Annotated in this window: 18 protein-coding genes; 8 read left to right on the plus strand and 10 right to left on the minus strand. The window is 73.1% G+C overall.

The features are described from left to right. The first annotated feature begins 156 nt into the window (after window positions 1–156). Entirely contained in the window at window positions 157–1,365 is a 1,209-nt protein-coding gene (locus ABT369_RS20610; RefSeq protein WP_350613984.1) for an ATP-binding protein, read from the plus strand. Here ABT369_RS20610 and ABT369_RS20615 read toward each other — a convergent pair. Genes ABT369_RS20615 through ABT369_RS20635 form a run of 5 tightly spaced genes read right to left on the minus strand, consistent with a single transcriptional unit; the run spans window position 1,350 to window position 8,798 of the window. Next, window positions 1,350–2,528, minus strand: a complete 1,179-nt coding sequence (locus ABT369_RS20615; RefSeq protein WP_350613986.1) for a VWA domain-containing protein — start codon at window positions 2,526–2,528, stop codon at window positions 1,350–1,352. The two genes, ABT369_RS20610 and ABT369_RS20615, sit on opposite strands and share 16 nt — an antisense overlap. After that, window positions 2,521–4,743 carry a DUF5682 family protein gene (locus tag ABT369_RS20620; RefSeq protein WP_350613987.1) on the minus strand — a complete coding sequence of 741 codons (2,223 nt, stop codon included), beginning with the start codon at window positions 4,741–4,743 and terminating at the stop codon, window positions 2,521–2,523. The genes ABT369_RS20615 and ABT369_RS20620 overlap by 8 nt, the downstream gene beginning before the upstream one ends. Beyond that, the gene (locus ABT369_RS20625; protein WP_350613989.1) at window positions 4,733–5,863 is read right to left on the minus strand and encodes an ATP-binding protein; all 1,131 of its coding nucleotides are present in this window, start codon (window positions 5,861–5,863) and stop codon (window positions 4,733–4,735) included. Before ABT369_RS20625 ends, ABT369_RS20620 begins: the two co-directional genes overlap by 11 nt. Before the next feature lie 35 nt (window positions 5,864–5,898). Beyond that, complete coding sequence (locus tag ABT369_RS20630) at window positions 5,899–7,455, minus strand: DUF5691 domain-containing protein (protein WP_350613990.1); 1,557 nt, start codon at window positions 7,453–7,455, stop codon at window positions 5,899–5,901. Continuing rightward, window positions 7,452–8,798, minus strand: a complete 1,347-nt coding sequence (locus tag ABT369_RS20635; RefSeq protein ID WP_350613991.1) for an SWIM zinc finger family protein — start codon at window positions 8,796–8,798, stop codon at window positions 7,452–7,454. Before ABT369_RS20635 ends, ABT369_RS20630 begins: the two co-directional genes overlap by 4 nt. 84 nt (window positions 8,799–8,882) lie before the next feature. Between ABT369_RS20635 and ABT369_RS20640 the strand changes: the two genes are divergently transcribed. Further along, window positions 8,883–9,362: a DoxX family protein gene (locus tag ABT369_RS20640; protein WP_502891801.1), complete on the plus strand. Its 480-nt coding sequence runs from the start codon at window positions 8,883–8,885 to the stop codon at window positions 9,360–9,362. Here ABT369_RS20640 and ABT369_RS20645 read toward each other — a convergent pair. The 4 genes from ABT369_RS20645 to moaC all read right to left on the minus strand — a co-directional run bounded on the left by ABT369_RS20645 (window position 9,325) and on the right by moaC (window position 11,971). Continuing rightward, window positions 9,325–9,738, minus strand: a complete 414-nt coding sequence (locus ABT369_RS20645) for a molybdenum cofactor biosynthesis protein MoaE (protein WP_350613994.1) — start codon at window positions 9,736–9,738, stop codon at window positions 9,325–9,327. The two genes, ABT369_RS20640 and ABT369_RS20645, sit on opposite strands and share 38 nt — an antisense overlap. Beyond that, the gene (locus ABT369_RS20650) at window positions 9,735–10,922 is read right to left on the minus strand and encodes a molybdopterin molybdotransferase MoeA (protein ID WP_502891796.1); all 1,188 of its coding nucleotides are present in this window, start codon (window positions 10,920–10,922) and stop codon (window positions 9,735–9,737) included. The genes ABT369_RS20645 and ABT369_RS20650 overlap by 4 nt, the downstream gene beginning before the upstream one ends. Before the next feature lie 117 nt (window positions 10,923–11,039). Next, window positions 11,040–11,504, minus strand: coding sequence for a MogA/MoaB family molybdenum cofactor biosynthesis protein (locus ABT369_RS20655; protein ID WP_350613995.1), 465 nt, complete (start codon window positions 11,502–11,504; stop codon window positions 11,040–11,042). Further along, window positions 11,501–11,971: a cyclic pyranopterin monophosphate synthase MoaC gene (gene moaC / locus ABT369_RS20660; RefSeq protein ID WP_350613997.1), complete on the minus strand. Its 471-nt coding sequence runs from the start codon at window positions 11,969–11,971 to the stop codon at window positions 11,501–11,503. Before moaC ends, ABT369_RS20655 begins: the two co-directional genes overlap by 4 nt. 354 nt (window positions 11,972–12,325) lie before the next feature. Here moaC and ABT369_RS20665 point away from each other — a divergent pair, with 354 nt between their 5' ends. The 4 genes from ABT369_RS20665 to ABT369_RS20680 all read left to right on the plus strand — a co-directional run bounded on the left by ABT369_RS20665 (window position 12,326) and on the right by ABT369_RS20680 (window position 17,344). Continuing rightward, window positions 12,326–14,857 carry a putative bifunctional diguanylate cyclase/phosphodiesterase gene (locus tag ABT369_RS20665; protein WP_350613999.1) on the plus strand — a complete coding sequence of 844 codons (2,532 nt, stop codon included), beginning with the start codon at window positions 12,326–12,328 and terminating at the stop codon, window positions 14,855–14,857. Window positions 14,858–14,945: 88 nt separating this feature from the next. Then, a complete protein-coding gene (locus tag ABT369_RS20670) occupies window positions 14,946–16,046 on the plus strand; it encodes a glycosyltransferase 87 family protein (protein WP_502891797.1) in 1,101 nt (366 codons plus the stop codon). A 9-nt stretch (window positions 16,047–16,055) separates the two neighbouring features. Further along, window positions 16,056–16,685, plus strand: a complete 630-nt coding sequence (locus ABT369_RS20675) for a phosphoribosyltransferase (protein WP_350614000.1) — start codon at window positions 16,056–16,058, stop codon at window positions 16,683–16,685. A gap of 122 nt (window positions 16,686–16,807) precedes the next feature. Further along, the gene (locus ABT369_RS20680) at window positions 16,808–17,344 is read left to right on the plus strand and encodes an SMI1/KNR4 family protein (protein ID WP_350614001.1); all 537 of its coding nucleotides are present in this window, start codon (window positions 16,808–16,810) and stop codon (window positions 17,342–17,344) included. Between the two features lie 20 nt (window positions 17,345–17,364). On the opposite strand, the gene dnaB is transcribed toward ABT369_RS20680, so the two are convergent. After that, window positions 17,365–20,160 (minus strand): replicative DNA helicase, encoded by a 2,796-nt coding sequence (dnaB, locus tag ABT369_RS20685; RefSeq protein ID WP_350614003.1) that lies wholly within the window; start codon window positions 20,158–20,160, stop codon window positions 17,365–17,367. A gap of 438 nt (window positions 20,161–20,598) precedes the next feature. Here dnaB and ABT369_RS20690 point away from each other — a divergent pair, with 438 nt between their 5' ends. Both ABT369_RS20690 and ABT369_RS20695 read left to right on the plus strand, forming a co-directional pair. Further along, window positions 20,599–21,147: a hypothetical protein gene (locus ABT369_RS20690; protein WP_350614004.1), complete on the plus strand. Its 549-nt coding sequence runs from the start codon at window positions 20,599–20,601 to the stop codon at window positions 21,145–21,147. Window positions 21,148–21,246: 99 nt separating this feature from the next. Then, window positions 21,247–22,779, plus strand: a complete 1,533-nt coding sequence (locus ABT369_RS20695) for a vWA domain-containing protein (protein ID WP_350614005.1) — start codon at window positions 21,247–21,249, stop codon at window positions 22,777–22,779. Window positions 22,780–23,236: the final 457 nt, after the last annotated feature.

Here is a 23,236-nt window from a genome sequence, read left to right on the forward strand (position 1 = left end):
AGCCATCGAACGCGTGTTCGGTATCCTTCGATGGTGCCTTATAAGGCTGTCTTGCGTGCACGCTAGAAAGCCGTAGATGTTCCACGACGACACGCCGTAGAGGTTCCTCTACGCGGTTCTAGCCTGCGCGCTAGAAAGCCCGATACTGTGCGATTCGTGGACCCGGTTCGCAATCCCTACGCTCCCGGCGCCGGTCAGCGCCCGCCCGAGCTCGCCGGGCGCGACCGTGAGCTGCACGCCTTCGACATCGTGCTGGAGCGCGTGGCGCGCGGGCGGCCCGAGCGGTCGCTCATGCTCACGGGGCTGCGGGGCGTCGGCAAGACGGTGCTGCTCAACACCCTGCGCTCCGAGGCCATCTCGCACCTGTGGGGCACCGGCAAGATCGAGGCGCGGCCCGACCAGTCGCTGCGCCGCCCGGTCTCGGCCGCCCTGCACATGGCCGTGCGCGAGCTGGCGCCGCAGCACCGCGCGCCCGACCGGATCGACGAGTTCCTCGGCGTGCTCAAGGCCTTCGCGCTGCGCGAGGACCCTCGCAAGCCGCCGTCCAAGCTGCGCGACCGCTGGCAGCCCGGCATCGACGTGCCGGCCGCGGTCGGCCGCGCCGACTCCGGCGACATCGAGATCGACCTGGTCGAGCTGTTCACCGACGCGGCGAGCGTGGCCAGTGACGTCGGCACCGGAGTGGCGCTGTTCATCGACGAGCTGCAGGACCTCGCGGCCGACGACATCTCCGCGCTCTGCGCCGCCTGCCACGAGCTGTCCCAGACCGGGGCGCCGCTGATCGTGGTCGGGGCCGGGCTGCCGCACGTGCCGGCGCTGCTGTCGGCGTCGAAGTCCTACTCCGAGCGGCTCTTCCGCTACCAGCGCATCGACCGTCTCGACCGGATCGCGGCCGACCTCGCGCTCACGGCGCCGGCCGAGCGGGAGGAGGTCGAATACGAGGCGAAGGCCCTCGACGCGCTCTACGAGGCCTCCGGCGGCTACCCGTACTTCGTCCAGGCCTACGGCAAGGCGACCTGGGACCACGCGCCGCGCTCGCCGATCACCGCGGCCGACGTGCGCGTGGCGGCGCCGGAGGCCGAGGCGGAGCTGGCGGTCGGGTTCTTCGGCTCCCGCTACGAGCGCGCGACGCCGGCCGAGCGCGAGTACATGCGCACGATGGCCACCCTGCTGCCGGCCGTCGACGTCTCCGAGGCGGTGCCGACCGCCGAGATCGCCCGCACCCTCGGCCGCAAGCCCGCGAGCCTGTCGCCCGCCCGGGACGCCCTGATCAAGAAGGGCCTGATCTACTCGGGCGAGCGGGGAACGGTCGCCTTCACCGTCCCCCACTTCGCCCGCTACCTGCGGACTCAGCCGGCCGAGTGACGGGCCTCCGCCCGTTCCACGACGCCCCGCAGGTCGCGACGCTCGATCGCGGCCGCCATGAGCTCCGGGAACACGTCCGGCGTGCACGCGAACGCGGGCACCCCGAGCGCGGCCAGCGCCGCGGCGTTCTCCCGGTCGTAGTCCGGCGCGCCCTCGTCGGACAGCGCCAGCAGCGTGATCACCTGCACGCCGGCCGCCGTCATCGCCGCGACCCGCCGCAGCATCTCCTCGCGCACGCCGCCCTCGTAGAGATCGCTGATCAGCACGAAGATCGTGTCCCGGGGCCGGGTGATGAGCTGCTGGCCGTAGGCGATGGCCCGGTTGATGTCGGTGCCGCCGCCGAGCTGGGTGCCGAACAGCACGTCGACGGGGTCGCTGAGCCGGTCGGTCAGGTCCACCACCGCCGTGTCGAACACGACCAGCGACGTCTTGAGCGAGCGCATCGAGGCCAGCACCGCGGCGAAGACGCCCGAATACACCACCGACGCCGCCATCGACCCCGACTGGTCCACGCAGAGCACGATGTCGCGCTGCACCGCCTGGGCCCGCCGGCCGTAGCCGATCAGCCGCTCCGGCACGATCGTGCGCTGCTGGACCTGGTAGTGCTTGAGGTTCGCGCGGATCGTGCGGTCCCAGTCGATGTCGTGGTGCCGCGGGCGGTTGATCCGCGCGGCCCGGTTCAGCGCCCCGCTCAGCGCGGTGCGGGTCGGCTGCGCGATGCGCCGCTCGAGCTCGGCGACGACCTTGGCCACCACCTTGCGGGCCGCCCGCTTGCTCTTGTCGGGCATGACCCGGTTGAGCGAGAGCAGCGTGCCCACGAGGTGGACGTCGGGCTCGACGGCGTCGAGCATCTCGGGCTCCAGCAGCAGCCGGGTCAGGTTGAGCCGCTCGATCGCGTCGGCCTGCATCACCTGCACGACGGTCGACGGGAAGTATTGCCGGATGTCGCCCAGCCATCGGGCCACCCGCGGCGCCGACGCCCCGAGCCCGGCCCCGCGCGGCCCGGACGTCCCGTCCTCGCCCTGGTCGTAGAGCGCGCCGAGGGCCGCGTCGACCGCCGCGTCCGTCCCGGCGAGCCCGTAGCCGGTGCCCTCGGCCCCGGGGGCCCCGCCCAGCGCGAGCCGCCAGCGCCGCAGCCGCTCGTCGCCCTCGTCCTCAGACATGCAGCTCCCTCCCGAGCAGCCGCGCCGCGACCGGCAGCAGCAGCGCGCCCCGGGCCGCGTCGATCTCGTCGTCCGCGCCCGCGCCCGGGCGCCCGGTGCCGATGCCGGCCGCGCGCTCGCCGATCATCCGCCGCTGCGGCGCCGGATAGCCGCTGAACGTCCGCCGCAGCAGCGGCAGCACCTCGAGGAACGCCTCGGCCGGGATGCCCGTCAGCCACCCGTCGACCAGGGCGAGCAGCCGCTCGTCGTGCACCAGCAGCAGCCCGTCGCCCGCGAGGAAGCCCTCGATCCAGGCCGCCGTGCGGGCCACCGGCACGCCGACGGTCAGCACGAGCGCCATCCGCGCCCCGATCTCGTCGGTGTCGACGGCCCCCGCGTCCAGCAGCAGCCGGTTCATCCGCCCGGTGAGCAGGCCGTGCAAGTCGTCCCGCGTGGCCAGCCCGGACAGCACAGCCTGCCAGCGCGCGTGCGCCTCGGGGTCGTCGACCAGCGCGAGCGCGCCCTGCACCCCGTCGATCCGGTCGCGCATGACCGCCGCGGCGGTGTCGTCGAGCCCGCCGACCGCCGCCGGCAGCCCGACGCAGATCCGGGTGATCATCCCGAGCGTGACGTCGCGGAGCGCCGAGAGATCGGTGCCGCGCACGTCGCCGTACCGCAATGTCCGGGCCAGCGCCGGCAGCGCGTCCATCAGGTGCGCGACGTCGGCGTCGAGGGCCATCCGCTCGTCGAGCGCGTCGAGCACCCCGGGCAGCGCGTCCGGCAGGTCGGCGAGCAGGCACCGCTCCACCAGCGTGGTCACGTCGGCCAGGGTCGCGGCGGCCAGGGCCTGCTCGGCGACCCGGGCCGTGGCGGCCTCGAGCACCGTGGTGCCGTAGGCGCCCGCCTCCACCAGGTCGACCGCGAACTCGGGCTGCCAGGCGATCTCCCACTCCTCGCGGAACGTGCCCTTGCCCTTGGCCGCCGCCAGCACCTTGCCCCACTCGACGCCGAGCAGCCGGAGCCGGTGCAGCAGCCGGCTGCGCTCCAGGTCGAAGGCCTGGCGCAGGTCGAGCTTGAGCTCCCGCCGCTCGACCCGGGGCGGCAGCCGCAGCCGCCGCTGGCTGCCGGCGACGTCCCGGGCGATCGGCACCCCGGGCGTCTGGTCCGGCACCCGGCCGAGCCGGTCGCCGACCACGAGCCGCCGGTTGATGAGCGCGAGCCGCAGGTCGTCGCCGTCGCAGAGCACCGCGTGGGCCGCGTCGGTGACCTCGGCGAGCCCGGCCAGCGGCCGCCCGCGCATGGTCGCGAGGGCCTCGGCCAGCCGGGTCGCCTCGATGACGTGGGCGCTGGACACCGGCACGCCGTCCTTGCGCAGCACTCCGGCCGCCCGCACCAGCCAGCGCTCGATCACGTGCGCGTCGACGGAGGTGAACAGGTGGTGATACCAGCCGGGGGATTGCACGCCGGCGCCGTAGCCCTGCCAGGACGCCAGCCGCGCGTGCGTCCACGGCACCCAGGTCATCGCGACCTTGACCTTCGGCAGGCCGCGCACGACGGCGTTGTCGGCCGCGGCGCTGGGCAGCGGCCCGGTCAGCGCGGGCACGTGCCAGGCCCCGCACACGACGGCCACGCGCTCGAACTCTTTGAGCGCCGCGCGCAGCCCGATGCGCATGTAGGCCTCGCGCCGCTCCTCCTCGACCCGCTCGGCCTCGGCCGGGACCGGCGCGTGCGCCCGCACGACGGTCATCGCCTCGGCGATGGCCGCGAACGGGGACTGGTCGATCCGGTGCTCGACCACGTCCTCCCACCAGCGCTCGGGATCGTCGTAGCCGGCCGCCTCCGCCAGCGCCCCGATCGGGTCGAGCCGCACCGCGTCGTCGTCGGACCGCTGGGTCTGGGGCGGGGCCGCCAGGCGCACGGCCGCCGGCATGTCGATGAACCGCGCCGGCACCTCGCGCGCCACCGCCCACCGGATCGCCTGCCACTCCGGCGAGAACTCGGCCAGCGGCCAGAACGAGGCGCGCAGCTTCGGGTCGGGGTTGTCCGCGGGGTAGGCCAGCAGCGCCACCGGCGCCCGCATGTCCTCGTCCCCGGCGAAGGGCACCAGCGAGTCGGCCTCCGGCGGCCCCTCGATCAGCACCACCTCGGGCTGGAACTCGGCCAGCGCCCGGCGCACCGCCCGGGCCGACCCCGGCCCATGGTGACGGATCCCCAGCAGCAACGGCTCACTCGCCACGGCGGGCCGCTCGATAGAAGTCCCGCCAGCCCTCGCGCTCGCGCACCACCGTCTCGAGGTATTCCTGCCACACGACCTGGTCCGACACCGGGTCCTTGACCACGGCGCCGAGGATGCCCGCGGCCACGTCCCCGGCCCGCAGCACCCCGTCGCCGAAGTGCGCGGCGAGCGCCATGCCGTTGGTGACCACCGAGATCGCCTCGGCCGTGGACAGCGTGCCGCTGGGCGACTTGAGCTTGGTCCGCCCGTCCTCGGTGACCCCGTTGCGCAGCTCCCGGAAGACGGTGACCACGCGGCGGATCTCGTCGGCGGCCGGCGGCAGCTCGGGCAGCTCCAGCGCCTTGCCGAGCGCCGCGACGCGCCGCGCGACGATGTCGACCTCCTCCTCGACGCCCGCCGGCACCGGCAGCACCACGGTGTTGAACCGGCGCCGCAGCGCGGAGGAGAGCTCGTTGACCCCGCGGTCGCGGTCGTTGGCGGTGGCGATGACGTTGAAGCCCTTGCGCGCCTGGACCTCCTGCCCGAGCTCGGGCACCGGCAGCGTCTTCTCCGACAGGATCGTGATCAGCGTGTCCTGCACGTCGGAGGGCACCCGGGTCAGTTCCTCGATCCGCGCGATCCGCCCGTCGGCCATCGCGCGCAGCACCGGGCTCGACACCAGCGCGGCCCGGCTCGGCCCCTCGGCGAGCAGGCGGGCGTAGTTCCAGCCGTAGCGGATCGCCTCCTCGGGCGTGCCGGCCGTGCCCTGCACCAGCAGCGTCGAGTCGCCGCTGATCGCCGCGGCCAGGTGCTCGGAGACCCAGGTCTTCGCGGTGCCGGGCACCCCGAGCAGGAGCAGCGCCCGATCGGTGGCGAGGGTGGCGACGGCGACCTCCATGAGCCGCCGCGGCCCGACATATTTCGGCGTGATCGCCGTGCCGTCGGCCGCCTCGCCGCCGAGCAGGTAGGTGACCACGGCCGAGGGCGAGAGCCGCCACCCCGGCGGGCGCGGCCGCTCGTCGCCGGCCGCGAGCGCGACGAGCTCCGCGGCGAACTCGTCCTCGGCGTGCCGCCGCTGCACCGTCTCGGCGACGGGCGCACCGGCGACGTGGGCGGCGGTGACATCGACTGTGCTGGTCACGCGGACTCCTGGGAGATCGGGTCGGACGTCGGGGGTCATGCCAGCTCGGCCAGCATGTCGTGCCGGAAGCGCAGGGTGTCGGCGAAGCGGCCGACGATCGAGGACATCGGGTCGTCCGAGGGCAGGGCGGCGGCCATGCGGGTCGCGCGGTCCGCCGTGTCGGCCGGCAGCCGCAGCGCCGCCAGCTCGCACAGCCCGGCCAGGCGCCAGCCCGCCGAGCGCCGCCCGCCGAGGTCGTCCAGCGCGCCGAACACCGCCTCGGCCAGCGGCTCCGGCCACGGCCGCGGGCACAGCTCGAGCACGTGCTCGACGCCGACCGCGGCGGCCCCGGCGAGCCCCCGGCGCAGGACCCCGACGGCGAGGGCGGAGAGCGCATCGGAGGGCAGCGCGTCGTAGAGCGCCTCGAGCAGCAGCCGGTCGTCGGGGCGCCCGCCCGCCGCGACCTCCTCGGTGAGCCGCCCGGTCAGCGCCGTGGCCCAGCGCGGGTCCCGCTGCCCGGCCGCGGCCCGGGCCAGCCCGCGGCGCAGCACGGCGGCCCACTCATCGGTCACCGGCAGCGCCAGGAATTCCTCCGGCTCGCCCCACACCCGCAGCGGCGTGCGGGTCAGCAGCTCCTCCAGCCACCAGGCCCGCTCGCCGACCCCGGCGGGCGGGCGCGGCACGATCCCGTCGCGGCGCATCGCCTTGTCGCAGGCGCTCGGCGGCACCACCTGGATCCGACCGCCGACGATCCGCACGCACGCCGTGCTCCGCTCGGTCATCCGCCGCGCGTAGGCGCTGTCGGGCAGCATCGCCAGCAGGTCGAGCCCGACGATCCGCACCTCCTTGCGCCGGTCGTCGAGGGCGCCCTCCAGCACCGGCTCGTCGGCGGGGGAGAGCCCGGTCGCGAACGTGCCGAGCAGCGCGGCGCGGTCGTCGGGCGTCTCGGTCGGCCAGACGTCGGCGAGCATGTCGCGGCCGCGCTGCTCGCCCTCCGGCCCGCCCCGGCGCACCGCGGTGAGGATGCCGACGCGCCGGCCGATCGAGCCGAGCTCCCAGCCCTGCGCGTCGTCGGCGCGGGCGCCGGAAGCATCGTGGGCATCGGCCGCGGTCGCGTCGAGGAACGCCCACTCGGGCCGCTGCCGGGCCAGCCACGCCGCCCGGGACCCGCCGGCCGCGGCGACGAGCGGCCGCAGCGCCCGGTGCCGCCGCGCGATCTCCAGCAGCGCGGGCAGCAGCTCGCCCGGCACCCGCCGGTCGTGCACGGCCCCGAGCCACTCGGCGAGCAGCTCCAGCCGCCCGTCGGCGTCGCGGACCGGCACCGCGTTGCTGGTGCCGTAGCCGGCCGCGTCCACCGCGAGCAGGTCCGCCGCCCGCGCGGCCGCCGCCCAGGCCACGAGCGGGATCCCGGAGTCGTCTGGGGCCGGCTCCGGCACCGTGAGCCCGGCCCGCGCCCGGAACCCGGCCCGCCGATACAGCGTCAGCGTCCCGGCCGCGTCGAGCAGCGCCTCCGCCGGGTCCTCGCCGGGCCGCCCGACCCCGGCCGGCAGCGTCCGCCGCTGCGTCCCGACGAGCGCGGTCGCCACCACGTCGCCCCAGTCCGGCCCGTTCACAGCCGCACCAGCCGCTCGTCGGCCCACACCCCGAGGGGGCGCAGCCCGCCCGCCGACCACTCGCCGGTGATGGTCGCGGGCCGCCCCGCGGTCACCGCCACGAGCCGCCAGGGCTCCCCGGCCGCCGGGTCGAGCGGCAGCCCGAACCCGTCGGCGTCGACCAGCGCCCACCCGGAGCCGTCGCGCACCGGGCACACCCCGTCGAGCGCCATCGGCCAGTAGTCGAGCCAGGGGTCCCCGGCCAGGGCGAGCGCGTGCGCCCGCAGGTTGTCCTCGATCCCGGCGCCGCCGGCGACGAAGTGCATCCGCTCCGGCGGCGCATGGCGCTTGGCGATGAGCGCCCGGGCCGGCTGGCCGCCCGGATACAGGCACACGTCGGCGTCGAACTCGGTGCCGGGCAGCAGGTCGACGGGGAGCGACTGGCCCGCCACCGCGAACGACAGCACGATCAGCGGCTGCCCGGACCCAGCCCCGCGCAGCCAGGCCCGGCGCACGGTCAGCTGGTCCTCGATCTCGTCGCGCACGCCGTGCACCTGCCAGCGGTCGCGCACGGGCGCCCCGGCGAGCACGGTCTCGGTCGCGATCGGCACCCCGACCCGCATCCGCACACTCGCCGCGAGCTCGTCGGGCAGCTCCTCCTGCCGCCGGTAACCACCCACGAGCAGGTGCAGCCGCGCCAGCTCGCCCAGCAGGCGCTCGGGGGAGCCCAGCACGGCGCCGGTCCGGCGCAGGATGCCCGCGGCGCTGGCCGCCTGGGCGTCGACGAGCCGGGCGGTCATCGTGTCCCAGGCCGCGCCGCCCTTGCCGGTGCCGGCGAGCCCGGCGCGGACCTGGTCGGCGAGCCAGCGGTCGAGCTCGTCGAGCCCGGCGGCGATCCGGTCGGCCCGGCGCGCCTGCGCCTTCTCGCTGACCGGCGCCCGGCCCCCCGCACGGCTGCCGGGTTTTGGATCTTCGACCGGTCCGGCGGTGGCACGGTTGGCGCGGGCCGCGCGGGCCGCCTGCCAGGCACTGGCCCACGACGGCGCGACCGCCTCCGGCACCGACCCCGAGGACCATCGCAGCAGGAGGGCGAGGGCGTGCTTGCACGGGAACTTGCGGCTCGGGCAGGTGCATTTGAACGCGGGCTCGGTGAGGTCGACCGCGGTCTGATACGGCGTGCTCCCGCTGCCCTGGCACAGCCCCCACAGGGTCGGGTCGATGTCGTCGGCGGCGCTGAGGCCGGTCTCCAGCCAGACGCGGTCGCCGGCGAGCCCGCGCGCCGCCCGCTGCGCGGACGAGTCGGGGGCCAGCGCCATCACCTGGTCGGTCGTCCAGACCGTGGTGACCGTCGTTGTTTCCGCCATGCTGCTTACCGTAGTGAGGGGGTACGACATTTCCCCGGTGGGTATGTTTCCGTCATGAGACCCGTACGTACCGCAGCCCGTTCGATGCTCGCGGCCATCTTCGTGGTCCAGGGCTGGGCCGCGTTCACGAGCCCGGCGCGCCTGGCGGGCCGGGCCAAGCCGGTCACCGACCGGCTCGAGCCGACGATCAAGGCGCTGCACCCGAGCCTGCCGACCGACGCCGAAACCCTCGTGCGGGTCAACGGCGCGGCCCAGATGGCGGGTGGCGTGCTGCTCGCGACCGGGCACGCAACCCGGCCGGCGGCGCTGTTGCTGGTCGGCTCACTGGTGCCCACGACCCTGGCCGGCCACGCGTTCTGGGACATCGAGAACCCGCAGGAGCGGGCCCAGCAGCGCATCCAGTTCATGAAGAACCTGGGCATGATGGGCGGCCTGCTGCTGGCCGCGCTCGACCGTGAGGGCCGCCCCGACCTGCGCTGGCGTGCGGGTCACGCGGCCAAGACGATCAAGCGGGCCCGGCGCCACCTCAAGGACAGTTCACCCATTCCTCTTGGCCGTCGATGAATACCTGACGCTTCCAGATCGGCAGCCGCGCCTTCACCTCGTCGACGAGCCGGGCGCAGAGCGCGAACGCCTCCGCCCGGTGCGCGGTCGACACGGCCGCGGCCAGCGCGACGTCGCCGATCTCCAGCCGCCCGACCCGGTGGGAGACGGCGAGCCCGCGCACCGCAGGGTCGGCGGCGATCTCGGCGGCCACCTCGGCGAGCACGTCACCGGCGCTGGGGTGGCCCTCGTACTCGAGCTCCACCACGCCCCGCCCGCCGTCGTGGTCGCGCACGACGCCGGCGAACGACACGACGGCCCCGGCGGCCCGGTCGGCGACGGCCCGCTCGTGCGCCTGGACGTCGAGGGGCTCGGTGGTGACCTGGGTGCGGATCACGCGCGGTCCCCGTCCAGCAGGGGCACGAGCTGGGCGAGCGTGCCCGCGCGGCCCTCGGTGCCGGGTGGGATGACCGCGAACCCGACCGAGTTGGCCAGCCCGCGCAGCATCGACGAGCCGACGTGCGCGACCGGGTGGGCGCGGCCGCCGGCCAGTGTGACGAGCGCCAGGTGGGTGAAGTCGCCGCGGCCGGGGACGTCGGCGCCGAGGGTCACGGTGGCCGGCTCCGGCACAGGGCGGCCGGTGAGGCCGGCGAGCAGGGGCAGTACGAGAGAAACCAGAGCGACGAACGTGGACTGCGGGTTGCCGGGCAGGCCCGCGACGAACTGGCCGCCGGGCAGCTGCGCGACGAGCATCGGGAAGCCGGGGCGCACGGCCACGGTGTTGACGACGTAACGGGCGCCGAGCTCGGCCAGGGCGGGGTGCAGGTGGTCGACCGGCCCGTGCATGGTGCCGCCGGTGGTGCAGATGACCTGCGCGCCGGCGTCGACGGCCTTGCGCAGCGCGGCCACGTGCTCCTCGAGCGTGTCGGCGACCGGCCCGCGCGCGTGCACGACCTGGGTGCCGGCGCGCCGCAGCCAGGAGGGCAGGGACGGGCCGAGCGCGTCGCGGACCCGGCCGCCGGCGGGGGTGCCGGCGGTGAGCAGCTCGTCGCCGAAGACCAGCAGCGCCGTCCGGGGGGCGGGGCGGCAGGTCAGCGTGTCGTATCCGCACGACGCCGCCAGCCCGATGACCCCCGGCGTGATCGGGGTGCCCGCGGGCAGCAGCACCTCGCCGGCGGCCGCCTCCTCGCCCTGCTTGCGCCAGTCGGGCAGCCGGCGGGCGGCGCCGCTGACCAGGCCGTCGACGGTCTCGGACTCCTCGACGCGGACGACGGCGGTGGTGCCGTCGGGCACCATGCCGCCGGTGGCGATCTCGACGCAGGTGCCGTCGGCGGTGAGCGGCGCGGCGGTGTCCCCGGCCAGCACCCGCCCGACGATCCGCCAGGGCGCGGGCCCGCGGGCGGCCCAGCCGTCGACGCTGGAGGTGGCGAAGGCCGGCAGGTCGGTCAGGGTCACCAGGTCGGCGGCGAGGGTGAGGCCGTCGGCGTCGGCGAGGGGCACCGCGACGGGCTCCGGCGCGACCGCCGAGCCCGCGGCGTGCACAATCTCGCGGGCGGCCGTCCAGGCGATCGGTAACGTCACGTTCGAAGCCTAATGCTCCGGTCCGCGTCACCTGCGGACCGTTGCTCCCGACAGACACCATTCGGCGCTGCGCGCCGTCATTGCCGGGTCCGCGCGTCCCCGGCCTTCTTTCATCCCTCAGTGATCTCCGCCGCGAAGCTGCTCCACCGCGTGCTTGAGCACCGGTCCGAGGACGGCCAACCCATCCTTCGCGCCACCCCGGGACCCGGGGAGGTTGACGACGAGCGTCCGCCCCGCGACTCCGGCGAGCCCGCGCGACAGGATCGCGGTCGGCACCTTCGCCGCGCCGGCCGCCCGAATCGCCTCCGCGATGCCCGGCACCTCGTAGTCGAGCACGCGGCGCGTCATCTCGGGCGTCCGATCGGTGGGCGTGATCCCGGTGCCCCCGCTGGTCAGGACGACGTCCGCCGCCTGCACCGCCGCCCGCAGCGCCGCCTCGACCGGCTCCCCGTCGGGCACCACGACGGGCTCGTCCACCTCGAACCCCAGCGCCCGCAACCCCTCGACCAGCAGCGGCCCGCTGGTGTCGGCGTAGACGCCCGCGGCCGCCCGGTTGGACGCCACCACCACGACGGCCCTCATCGCTGCCACACCCCGGTCTTCCCGCCCTCCTTGCGCAGCACCCGCACGTTCTCGATGGAGGCCGCCGGGTCCACCGCCTTGATCATGTCGATGAGCGCCAGCCCCGCGGTCGCCACGGCGGTCAGCGCCTCCATCTCCACCCCGGTCCGGTCGGCCGTCTTCGCCACGACCTCGATCTCGATGGTCTCGTCACGCAGCGTCAACTCGACCGTCACGCCATGCAGGGCGATCGGGTGACATAACGGCACAAGATCGGGCGTCCGCTTCGCGCCCATGATCCCGGCGATGCGCGCGACCGCCAGAGCGTCACCCTTCGGCAGCGCTCCATCACGCAACAGTGCGACGACTTCGCTTGTGGTGCGCACGAATCCCGCCGCGACGGCCCGGCGCGCGGTGACGTCCTTCGCGGCCACGTCGACCATCCGCGCCGCCCCGGACGAGTCCACGTGTGTCAGCTCATTTGGCACCCAAAGAGCTTAGACACCGGAGGCGCGCGGCCGGTTGATCATGCAGGCTAAGGCTTGAGCCACGTCGAATGCGCTATACGGAGCGTCACGCCCGCGTCGGCAAATCGTGACAAAGGCCGTTATAGTTCGCAAACTATGATTCGACGGACAAATCGCTTTGGGCATCTTGCGTTTTGCACCCTAGGCTGCGTTCAGCACTTCGGACTTCGATGATTTTCGATATCCGGAGCTGACGGGGGTCGAATTCAGCAGCGACCTTTGGGGGCGAAAACATGGAGAAGGACCACACCTGGCAGTGACCCGTTCGACGGGTTGACAAGCCCGCGGCCACATCGGCCACGATGAAGCGGGCCAATGCAGAAAACACCGCGAACCGACGACGCGACCAACCGGCGCCTGTGGCGCCTCGTTGGTCCCGTCGTCGTCGGCGGATCAGCCGCCGTCCTCACGGCGCTGTCGTCCTTCGCCGAGCATCCGACCGCCGTCGCGGGCCTGGCCGTCCTCGCGATCGTGCTGGTCGGCAACGGTTTCGCCGTGATCGACGTGCGCATCCGATCGGTCTCCGACGGCATCGTGCCGACCACCGCCGTGATCACTCTCGCCGCGGTCTTCCTCCCGGCGCCGGCCATGATCCTGGGCACCGCCTGCGGCGCGTTCCTGTCCCAGCTGTCCCGTCGCGCGACCGATCCGATGAAGATCGGGTTCAATGTCGGAAAAGACACGATTGGCGCTACGGCCGCGATTGCCGCCGCGAGCGCCGTCGGAACCTCACCGATACTGCTCGATACGACATTTTCCGTATTCGCGGTCATACCCGGACTTTTCGCCGCATTCGTCGCCTATATGCTCGTCGACGAGATCGTGTCGCACGCGCTGTTCTCGATCATCACGGGAAAGCCGTTCCGGCAGCTGATCCTGGCGCAGGTCGACTTCACGATCATCACGCGCCTCGGACTCTTCGCGGTCGCGCTCGCCACCGTCCTGGCCTACGGGATCAGCGAGTGGCTCCTGCTGGTCCTCCCGCCGCTGGTCTCCGCGATCCACCTCGCCGCCGCCAACCAGCTGCGCACCCGTCAGGGCAACGAGGCCTGGCAGCGCCTCGCCGAGGCCACCGACGAGTTCAACTCCGTCGACGAGACCGCGGTGCTCTACGCCGCCGTCCGCCGGGCCACCGACATCTTCTCGACCGACCAGGCCGAGGTGGAGATCCATCCGCCCAGCGGCGAGTCCCGCCTGGTGCGCAGCAACGGCTCGGAGATCCTCTACGACGGCCCGCCCGGCGAGGCGCCGGCCGCCGAGGGCTACCTGATCCCCATCGCGCTCGAGAGCTACCGCGGCGACGGCGACCTCGGCCAGCTGCGCCTGCGGTTCCGCGGGTCCGGGCCGGTGCGGTTCACCGAACGCGAGCAGTACACCCTGCGCACCTTCACCGCCGCCCTGTGTACGGCGATCCGCAACGCCGCGACCTTCGCCGAGACCCAGCGCCTCGCCGACAGCCACGCGCGAGCCGCGGCGCAGGACCCGCTCACCCGGCTGGCGAACCGGCGGCGGCTGCAGCAGTACGGCAACGACATCCTCGCCGGCCAGGCCGGGGTGGTGGGCGTACTGCTGATCGACCTCAACCACTTCAAAGAGGTCAACGACACCCTCGGGCACGCCGAGGGCGACCGGGTGCTGCTCGCCGTCGCCGAACGCCTCACCGCCGCAGCCCGCCCCGGCGACCTGGTCGCCCGCTTCGGCGGCGACGAGTTCGCGGTCCTCCTCGCCGGCCTCAGCGCGCCCGCGATCGCCGAGCTGCGCGCCCACGCCATGCTCGACGCGCTCGGCCCGCCCATCGAGCTCGACGACATGCGCATCAGCGTCGAGGCCAGCTGCGGCGTGACCACCGGCACCGGCGGAAGTGTCGGCGAGCTCCTGCGGCGGGCCGACATCGCGCTGTACCAGGCCAAACAGGACGGCCAACGAGTCGTCGTCTACGCCCAGGCGCGCGACACCGCCGACGTCAACAGCCTCACCCTCGGCGGCGACCTGGCCCGCGCCATCTCCGAGCACCAGTTCATCGTCCACTTCCAGCCCATCGTCGACCTCGCCAGCGGCCGGGTCATCGCCGCCGAGGCCCTGACCCGCTGGCAGCACCCCGACCAGGGCCCGCTCTCCCCCGACCGGTTCCTGGGCGCCATCGAGCGCTCCGGGCAGCTGGCCGCGTTCGCCGACGCCGTGCTGGACCAGGCCCTGATCGCCGTCACGGACTGGGCGGACGCCGGCCACCAGATCCCCGTCGCGGTCAACGTCTCCCCGCGCAGCCTGCTCGACCCGTCGTTCCCGGACGCGGTGGCGAGGCGCCTGAGCGCGCGCGGGGTCCCGGCCTCTGCCCTGGTCATCGAGCTCACCGAGTCGGTGACGCTGAGCAAGCTCGAGGTCGTCGACGAGGTCCTGGCCGCCCTGCGCGACCAGGGCATCCGCCTCGCCCTGGACGACTTCGGCACCGGCTTCTCCTCGCTGGCCACCCTGGCCCGGGTCCCGGTCGACGAACTCAAGATCGACCGCAGCTTCGTGTCCGCGATGAACGCCTCGGCCCCCGGCGCCGTGGTCCGCTCGACCATCGACCTGGGCCGCAGCCTGGACCTGCTGGTGGTGGCCGAGGGCGTCGAGCGCGAGGACCAGCGCCAGCAGCTGTGGGAGCTGGGCTGCCCCGCGGGCCAGGGCCACCTGTTCGCGCGGGCGATGCCCGCGGACCGTCTGCTCGCCCACCTGAACCGGGGCGAGGGCCACCTGGCCGACCCCCTGCACGACACCGGCGCGGTGATCCGCATGTCGAGAAGCCGCCGGGCCCGCCGCATGAGCCTGGGCGCCGAACCCCCGCCCGGCCGCGAGAAGTCCACCTGACCTTGGGCACAATGGGCGCATCGCTACCGACCTGCGCCCCCGCCTCCTGGACGCCGCCTTCTACGCCCTGTGCGCCGTCTTCGCCGCGGTGACCGCCCTGACCTCCACCCTGCTGCCGCACCGGGCCTGGGGCCAGATCGCCTGGATCGGCTACGCGGCCGGCGCCGTGCTGGTCCTGCTGATCGCCCGCTGGAAGGTGATCCCCCTCCTGTTCGCCGCGACCGCCCTGCTGCCGCTCCTGATCGAGTCGATCCAGCGAGCGGCCGGACGGACGGACCGGGCCCAGGAGGAGGTCCTGGTGGTCGAGCGGATGGGCGACCGCCTGGTCCACACCGGCACCCCGTACCTCTCCCACGACGCGATCGCCGCCCTGCCGGAGCCCGACCGCCTGATGGGCTACGCCCCCTACCAGCCCGGCATGGCCGTCTTCGGTCTCCCGCGAGCCGCCTTCGGCGAGGCCTGGTGGACCGACGCCCGCGTGTGGTTCGCCGTGGCCACGGTGTTCTGCCTGCTCTGGACCCTGCGCCTGCTGTCCTTCTCGACCCGCGCCATCCCGCTGGCCCAGTCCGTGGCCGTCCTGCCCCTGTGCACCCTGACCCTGGCCACCGGCGGCGACGACATCCCGGTGCTGGCCCTGTGTCTGCTGGCCCTGGCCCTGGCGGCGAACGACCGCTTCCTCGCCGCCGGCGTGGCGGTCGGCCTGGCCGGCGCCCTGAAGCTCTTCGCCCTGCCGGTGGCCCTGGTCCTGCTGGTCCTGGCCCTGTCGACCCGCCGCCGCCCGGCCTGGTTCGCCGCCGCCGCTTTCGGCATCCCGCTCCTGGCCCTGCTCCCGGCCCTCCTGGTCGACGCCGACGCCTACCTCGAGAACGCCGTCCGCTTCCCCGGCGGCCACGGCCTGGTGACCAGCCCCGCCCAGTCCCCGCTGCCCGGCTACCTGATCGCCTCGGCCCTCCCGGCGGGCCGGACGGTCGCCCTGGCCCTGCTCCTGCTGGCCGGCGCGGTCATCGCCCTGCTGCTCCTGCGCAACCCTCCGAGGTCCGCGGGCAAGGCCGCGGCGTACATCGCCGCCGGCCTGACCGCCGCCATCATGCTCACGCCGGCCACCCGCTTCGGCTACCTGCTGTACCCGGTGGCCTTCCTCGGCTTCTGGTGGTCCCAGCACAAGACGCGCGAGCCGGTCCCGGCGTAGACAGAAGGCATGGGGTACCGCAACCGCGAGGAGGCCGGCGCCGTCCTGGCCGAGTTCCTGGCCGCCTACGCCGACCGCGAGGACGCCATCGCCCTCGGCCTGGTCCGCGGCGGCGTGCCGGTGGCCGCGGAGGTCGCCCGCCGCCTGCGCATCCCCCTGGACGTGCTGGTGGTCCGCAAGCTGGGCGTGCCGTGGGCCCGGGAGGTGGCCTTCGGCGCCGTGGGCCCCGGCGGCGTGCGCGTCATCAACCACGAGATCGCACGCCGCCTCGACGACGAGGAGATCGCCGCCGTCCTGCGCCACGAGTCCGCCGAGCTCGGCCGCCGCGAGCGGTACTTCCGCCGGGGCCGCCCGGCACTGAACCTGGACGGCCGCACCGCCCTGGTGATCGACGACGGCCTGGCCACGGGCGCGACAGCGAACGCCGCGGTGGCGGTGGCGAGATCGCTGTCCGCGACCACGGTGATCCTGGCCGCCCCGGTGGGCGCGGCGGACGCGGTGGCCCGCCTGTGCCGCTCGGCGGACGAGGTGATCTGCCCGCTCACGGAGTCCGGCTTCGGCGCCGTGAGCCGCTACTACGAGGACTTCCACCAGCTCACCGACGACGACGTGACGGCTCTCCTGGCGCTTTCGATGTAGCCGCTCGCCACGTACCCGTTGTCTTCGACATACAGCCGCCAGGTGCCGCGATACGGACGCGGCGTTCCAAAACGTTCCGGACCTGGTCAACGTCTGCGTGCCGGACCGGGGAGTATGACGCCATGAGCCTCGCCGACACGCTCGCCGCCTTCGAGGCGTGGTTGCACCGGCATGCGCCGGCGACCGCCGCCGACCTGCTGCCCCCGGCCACCGACGACGACCTGGACCAGATCCGCAACGCGCTCGGCGTCGACCTTCCCGCCGACCTGCTGACGGTCCTGCGCTGGCACAACGGGTCCGGGTTCGGCGACCTCCCCGTTCCCCTCGCGCCGGGATACGGCATGTACCCGAGCCGGATCATGGTCGCGGCGACCCTCGACAATCGGCAGATCGGCAACGAGGGTCCGTACCGGCCGTGGAAGGAGACGTGGCTGGTCATCGGGTCGGACAACTGCGGCGGCTACCTCACCGTGGAGACCGACCCCTCCTGCGCCGGCAGTGTCTTCACCTTCGACTGGGAGGACGGCAGGCCACACGGCAGGAGGTGGCCGAGCTTGGCCGACGCCGTCGCAACGGTCCTGGCCGGGGTGCGCGCCGGGCGGTACTCCGACGACCCGGACGACGTCATCGAGATCGAAGACGGCTTCCTGGTGCCCTGAGACTGGATGCCCGCCAGCGCCTAGATCGCCATGTCCACGAACCGAGAAAGGTGCAGCTGCGCCGCGACCGTGATGCTGTCCGTCGGCCCGTTTCGGTGCTTGGCCACGATGAAGTCCGCCTCGCCCGCGCGCGGCGACTCCTTGTCGTAGTAGTCATCGCGGTGCAGCAGGATGACGACGTCCGCGTCCTGCTCGATCGACCCGGACTCACGCAGGTCGGACAGCTGCGGCCGCTTGTCGGTGCGCTGCTCGGGACCACGGTTCAGCTGACTGACCGCGACCACGGGGCACTCGACCTCCTTGGCCAGCAGCTTGAGCCCACGCGACAGGTCGGCGACCTCCTGCTGCCGGCTCTCGGTGCGCTTCGGGCTCGTCATGAGCTGCAGATAGTCGACCACGATGAGCTTGAGATCGTGCCGCTGCTTGAGCCGCCGCGCCTTGGCCCGAATCTCCATCAGGTTCATGCTGGGCGTGTCGTCCACGAACAGCGGCGCCTCGCTGATCTCGCCCATGCGCCGCGCGAGCTTGGTCCAGTCGTCGTCGGACAGCTGCCCGGACCGCAGCACGTGCAGCGGCACCCGGGCCTCGGCCGAGAGCAGTCGCATGACGATCTCGACCTTGGACATCTCCAGGCTGAAGATGGCCGAGGCCATGTTGTGCTTCACCGAGGCCGCGCGACTGAAGTCCATCGCGGCGGTCGAGTTATGCGTGGGGATCATCGCGTCGCCGGCGAGGTAGAGGTGGTCGGCGTTGTCGACCTGCACACAGCGGACCGGCACGCTCGGCACCGGCCGCACGGCCACGATGTACCGCACCGCCGTCCGCGCGGTGCTCGTGGTGCAGCGTCGTGCTCGCTGAGTCTCGCGCTTGCGCTCCAGCCGGAACACATCGTCGACGGTGGTGAAGTTCAGGCTGTACGCGATTGAACTGGCCGCACTTCGCCCGCGCACGTCACGGCGAGTCATCGTGCACCGATATCCGAGCCCGACGACCAACTCCCGGACGTCTCTCGCCAGGCGCTCGCTGGTTGACGTGTATTGCACATTGCCCGTCAACGTGACCGTCCCGTCCGTGTCGAGCAGCCCGGCCAGCAGTGCTCGCCGCTGCGCTTCAGACGCACGGAGATACCGGACCGGAATGTGCTTGGCGTTGAGCACGCCAAGCTCGCGTAGGTCGCGAGTCAGCGATCCCCTCGGCGCTGCGGCACGGATGCCGTAAAGCATCGGGTGCGCGGTGCTCGGAGCGATCACAAACCCGTCTGCCGCGATCAAGTCCACGATTTGCGAGTCGGCGGTGGTGATTCGGGCTGCGGCGGAGTGCCCGTCTCCCAGCCAAGCGCCCAAGGTATATGGCGGCACCGGCAGATCCTGCTCGGGCAGCTGCAAAGGCGCCGCATTCCGCACCGCGTGGTTGAGCCGGCCGTCCGTCGGATGCCGAAGCGTGGCCGCGATCTCGGCAGTCGTCACCGTGTCCGGGTGGATCGCGGTGGCCTCAACGTTCATCGTCCGGCCGACTCGCCGGCTCAGGGCACTGACGAGTGCCTGCTGCGAATAGGCGCGCATCGAGCGCTTCCAGGCGCGGCCGGAGCGCGTGTACTGCCGGACCACCTGGCCCACCGTCCCGACCTCGTTTCCAGCGACGTGCAGGACGTGCCGGAACCGCTCGCCGGCCAGCGTCAACGCGTCGCCGAAAGTCACCAACTCATCGGGGGCCGACATGACCTTCTGGTGCACGACGGCAAGCTCGGTGCGCGCGGTCGCCGGCCACTGCGGAGTCCGATGAGCTTCCGCCAACTGCCGCCGAGCGGCGCGAGTCAGGGTCGTCCAAAGGTGCTCGGCGTCCGCGACGATCACCGACCCGTCGGAGAACTCGACCTCGTAGCAGGGCCGGTCGTGCAACACCTCGAAGGCGTTGACGATCGTCGTGGGCCGCCCATCCGCCCCGAGCAGCCGGTCGCCCGCTTTCACCTCGCCCATGGTCGTCCAGCCGTCCGGCGTTGGGAGGGGGGTGTCGAGCGCCAGTGCCTTTCCGAGACCGGGTCGACCGGCCACGATGATCAACTGACCGGCGTGCAGGCCGTTCAGGAGGCGGTCCAGGTCCTGGAAGCCGGTCGGGACGCCGGTCATCATGCCGCCCTGCGCGCCGACCGCCTCGATCTCGTCAAGGGTCGGCTGCAGCATCTCGGCGAGCACCGCGAAGTCCTCGCTGACGCGCTTCTCGGTGACGTCGTAGATGGCCTGCTGCGCGAGGTCCACCACGTCGTCGACGTCGCGCCCGCCCGTGCCGTCGGAGCCGTAGCCGAGCTGCACGATCCGCGTCCCCGCCTCGATCACGCGGCGCAGGACGGCGCGCTCGGCCACGATGCGGGCGTAGTAGCTGGCGTTCGCGGCGGTCGGCACCGCGGTCATCAGCGTATGCAGGTAGGGCGCGCCGCCGATCTTGGCGATGTTGCCGCTGTCGGCCAGCGCCGCGGCCACGGTGACGGCGTCGGCGGGCTCACCGCGACCGTACAGATCCAGGATCGCGTCGTAGATGGTGCTGTGGGCCGGCTTGTAGAAGTCCTGGGTCTTGAGGATCTCGACGACGTCGGCGACGGCGTCCTTGCTCAGCAGCATGCCCCCCAGCACGCTCTGCTCCGCGGCGACATCCTGTGGCGGGGTGCGCTCAAAGGTGCTGGCACCGCCCGAGGGGGGACCCGACGACTTGCGCTCACCGCGCTCGCCACGTTCGCCGCGCTCACCGCGTTCGCCCGGCTCCGGCGGCGGCTCCTCGTCCCAGTTGTGCTCGCTGCTGCGCCTGTCCTCGGTGATCGACATTTCCGCCCCCCAACGCCACACCCCGCCAGGCCATTAGACCTCGGGGGTATGACAAAAACTTGCCGGCGCGCAACGCGCCCGCGCAACGGTATGGGGCGACTGGCGTTCGGTGAAAGTTAGCCGGTGGACAAGCCTCTGGACAACCTGTGGACCGAGGCCGCAGACCTTGGGAAAGGTTGTGCACAGCCCTGTGGAAAACTCCGTGAACGACCCGTTCACATGGCCTCTGACCAGCACATACGTTCTCCACAGCCTGTGTGTGGGAAAAAGAGCCTCGCGAATCCTCATCTGGACGACCGATTGCGAAAAGGTCACGAAAGGGTGACGCTCTCCGGCGTGGGGTACCCGGATTGGGATCGGCCGCGAGGCCGCGAGCGACAGGCACCGGAGACGGGCCGCTGGGATCCGCGCCAGGAGCGCTGGATCCCGCAGCAGCGTGTGTCGGATGGGGACGACTACGGCATCGAGCCGTTCCCGGCCCGCTCCGACCCGGGCCGGCGTCCGGGCCAGGGTCGCGTGCTCGATCACGACGAGTGGGCCACCCGGCGTCCCCGCCGCCGCCTGCCCCTGCCGCCGGCCCCGCCCGAGGACCGCGAGGACGACGAGGAGGAAGAGGACGACGAGGAGGAGCCGGACCAGCGCAGCGTCTACATCGGCTCATTCATCTCGACGGCCTGCTGGTACCTCATCCCCTTCGCCGCCTACACCGCGTGGTCGCTGACCCTGCCTGACGACCCGCGCCCCGGCTGCACCAACGCGTTCGGCCTGCCCTGCCCGTCGCAGCACGACGAGGCCCTGACGAACATCGGCCGCCTGGTGCCGCAGCTCGCCGTCTCGCTGGCGATCAGCATCGTGGTCGCCATGTTCCTGGGCAAGGTGACGGCGGGCTGGCGGCCCTTCGCGATCGGCTTCGCCAGCGCGGTGCTGGGCGCGGGGGTGGCGACGGTCGGATTCGCCGTACTGGCGACGCAGCACTTCGCCTTTTGACAACTCGTCGATCACCGTTGGGTCACCATCGGATCACGCCGGGAGCCGTTTCCTGAGTGCCGCCGTCTGACCGGCCAAACACCTCTCGAGGAGGCTTCGATGGCCGGTCGGCACTCAGTACGACGCCTGCGGGTCGCCGCGGTGGTGGCCCTGGCCGCCACCCTGCTGGCGGCCTGCGGCAGCGCGGATGGGCTCAGCAGCAGCGACAGCGGGAACAAGGCGGCCCCGGGCCAGAACTACGGCACGCCGGGGGGAATGGTCGGCGGCGCCACGCCGGAGTCGAACGGCGACGCCGGCGGCGCGTCCACCGGCGAGGTGTCCGCGGCCGACCGGCCGGTGTCGACGTTTGCGGTGGACGTCGACACGGCCTCGTACGGCTTCGCGAAGCGCACCCTCGAGTCCGGCCGCCGCCCCGCGACGAGCACGATCCGCCCGGAGGAGTTCGTGAACTCCTTCGACCAGCAGTACCGCGAGCCCGAGGGCAACGGCTTCTCGATCAGCACCGACGGCACCCGGCTGCCGTCCACCCACCGCGGCGCCGACGACTCCACCCGCCTGCTGCGCGTGGGCCTGCAGACCCGCGGCGGCTCGGACGCCGACCGCCCGGACGCGGCCCTGACGTTCGTCGTGGACGTCTCCGGCTCGATGTCGGAGCCGGGCAAGCTCGACCTGGTCCAGCGCGGCCTGCACACCCTCGTGGACCAGCTGCGGCCGACGGACTCGGTGGCCCTGGTCGCCTACTCCGACGAGGCCGAGCTCCTGCGCCCGATGACCCAGCTCCGCGACCGCGACGGCATGGACGCGGCCATCGACCGCCTGAGGGTGTCGGGCAGCACGAACCTCGAGGCCGGCCTGCGCCTCGGCTACGACACCGCGCGCAAGGGCTTCCGCAACAACGCCACGAACCGCGTCATCCTGCTGTCCGACGGCCTGCCGAACGTGGGCAAGACCGACGCCACCCCGCTCGTGCGCGAGATCCAGGAGGCGGCGGCCAAGCAGATCACGCTGCTGGGCGTCGGCGTGGGCAGCGACTACGGCGATCGCTTCATGGAACAGCTGGCGGACAAGGGCGACGGCTACGTGGTGTACGTCAGCAACCAGACGGAGGCCGACCGGGTCTTCGTGCAGCAGCTCCCCGCGACCGTCGCCGTGCGCGCCCTGGACGCCAAGGCCCAGGTCGAGTTCGATCCGAAGACGGTCCTCTCGTACCGCCTGATCGGCTACGACAACCGGGCCCTCGCCGCGTCCGACTTCCGCAACGACCGGGTGGACGGCGGCGAGGTCGGCCCGGGCCACGCGGTGACGGCCCTGTACGCCCTGCACCTGCGCCCCGGCGCCGAGGGCCACCTGGCCGACGTGAGGGTCCGCTGGCAGGACCCGACGACCCACCGCCCGAGCGAGCTGGCCCGGCCGGTCGAGGTGACCGACCTGAGCGCCGACTTCGCCGAGTCCCCCCGCCCGGTGCGAGTCGACTACGCCGCGGCCTACCTGGCGGAGGTGCTCCGAGCCAGCCGGTACGCCGGGGAGGTCCGCCTGCCCGACCTGCGCACGATCGCCGACAACGCCGGCGACTCGACCCAGACCCGCGAACTCGCGAACATGATCAACGACGCGACCAAGCTCTACGACTAACCGCCAAGATCCATGGCTCGGGCCGCGTCACCGGCGGACCGTTGCTCCCGCCAGACAAAAGGGCGGCCCCTTGATGGCCTTCGGCCGGAGAGGGGCCGCCCTAGCCATGTCCGCGGTGCCAAGACCGCACCGCCGGGCCTCCACGACCGATGCGAGAGGCACCACGGCCCTCGCGCACGGCCCGCCCTTCATGCGCGGGCGCGGCCCACGTGCACGGTCGGGGCTCTTATGCACGGCTCTCGGTTCTCATGCGCGGCCCGGTCCTCGTGCACGGCTCGGTTCTCATGCACGGCCGGGGCACTCGTCCGCGGCTTGATTCTCGTGCGCGACCCGACTCTCGTGTGCGACCCAGGCTCTCGTGCGCGGCCCGGTCCTCGTGCACGGCTCGGTTCTCATGCACGGCCGGGGCACTCGTCCGCGGCTTGATTCTCGTGCGCGACCCGACTCTCGTGTGCGA

This window comes from Dactylosporangium sp. NPDC000244, assembly GCF_040300725.1.
Classification (GTDB): domain Bacteria; phylum Actinomycetota; class Actinomycetes; order Mycobacteriales; family Micromonosporaceae; genus Dactylosporangium.

Excerpts from the sequence above, each read along its gene's own strand:
- ABT369_RS20615 (WP_350613986.1), bottom strand. The coding sequence starts at position 2,528 with ATGTCTGAGGACGAGGGCGACGAGCGGCTGCGGCGCTGGCGGCTCGCG.
- ABT369_RS20635 (WP_350613991.1), bottom strand. The coding sequence starts at position 8,798 with ATGGCGGAAACAACGACGGTCACCACGGTCTGGACGACCGACCAGGTG.
- ABT369_RS20640 (WP_502891801.1), top strand. The coding sequence starts at position 8,883 with ATGCTCGCGGCCATCTTCGTGGTCCAGGGCTGGGCCGCGTTCACGAGC.
- ABT369_RS20655 (WP_350613995.1), bottom strand. The coding sequence starts at position 11,504 with ATGAGGGCCGTCGTGGTGGTGGCGTCCAACCGGGCGGCCGCGGGCGTC.
- ABT369_RS20665 (WP_350613999.1), top strand. The coding sequence starts at position 12,326 with ATGCAGAAAACACCGCGAACCGACGACGCGACCAACCGGCGCCTGTGG.
- ABT369_RS20675 (WP_350614000.1), top strand. The coding sequence starts at position 16,056 with ATGGGGTACCGCAACCGCGAGGAGGCCGGCGCCGTCCTGGCCGAGTTC.
- ABT369_RS20680 (WP_350614001.1), top strand. The coding sequence starts at position 16,808 with ATGAGCCTCGCCGACACGCTCGCCGCCTTCGAGGCGTGGTTGCACCGG.
- dnaB (WP_350614003.1), bottom strand. The coding sequence starts at position 20,160 with ATGTCGATCACCGAGGACAGGCGCAGCAGCGAGCACAACTGGGACGAG.
- ABT369_RS20695 (WP_350614005.1), top strand. The coding sequence starts at position 21,247 with ATGGCCGGTCGGCACTCAGTACGACGCCTGCGGGTCGCCGCGGTGGTG.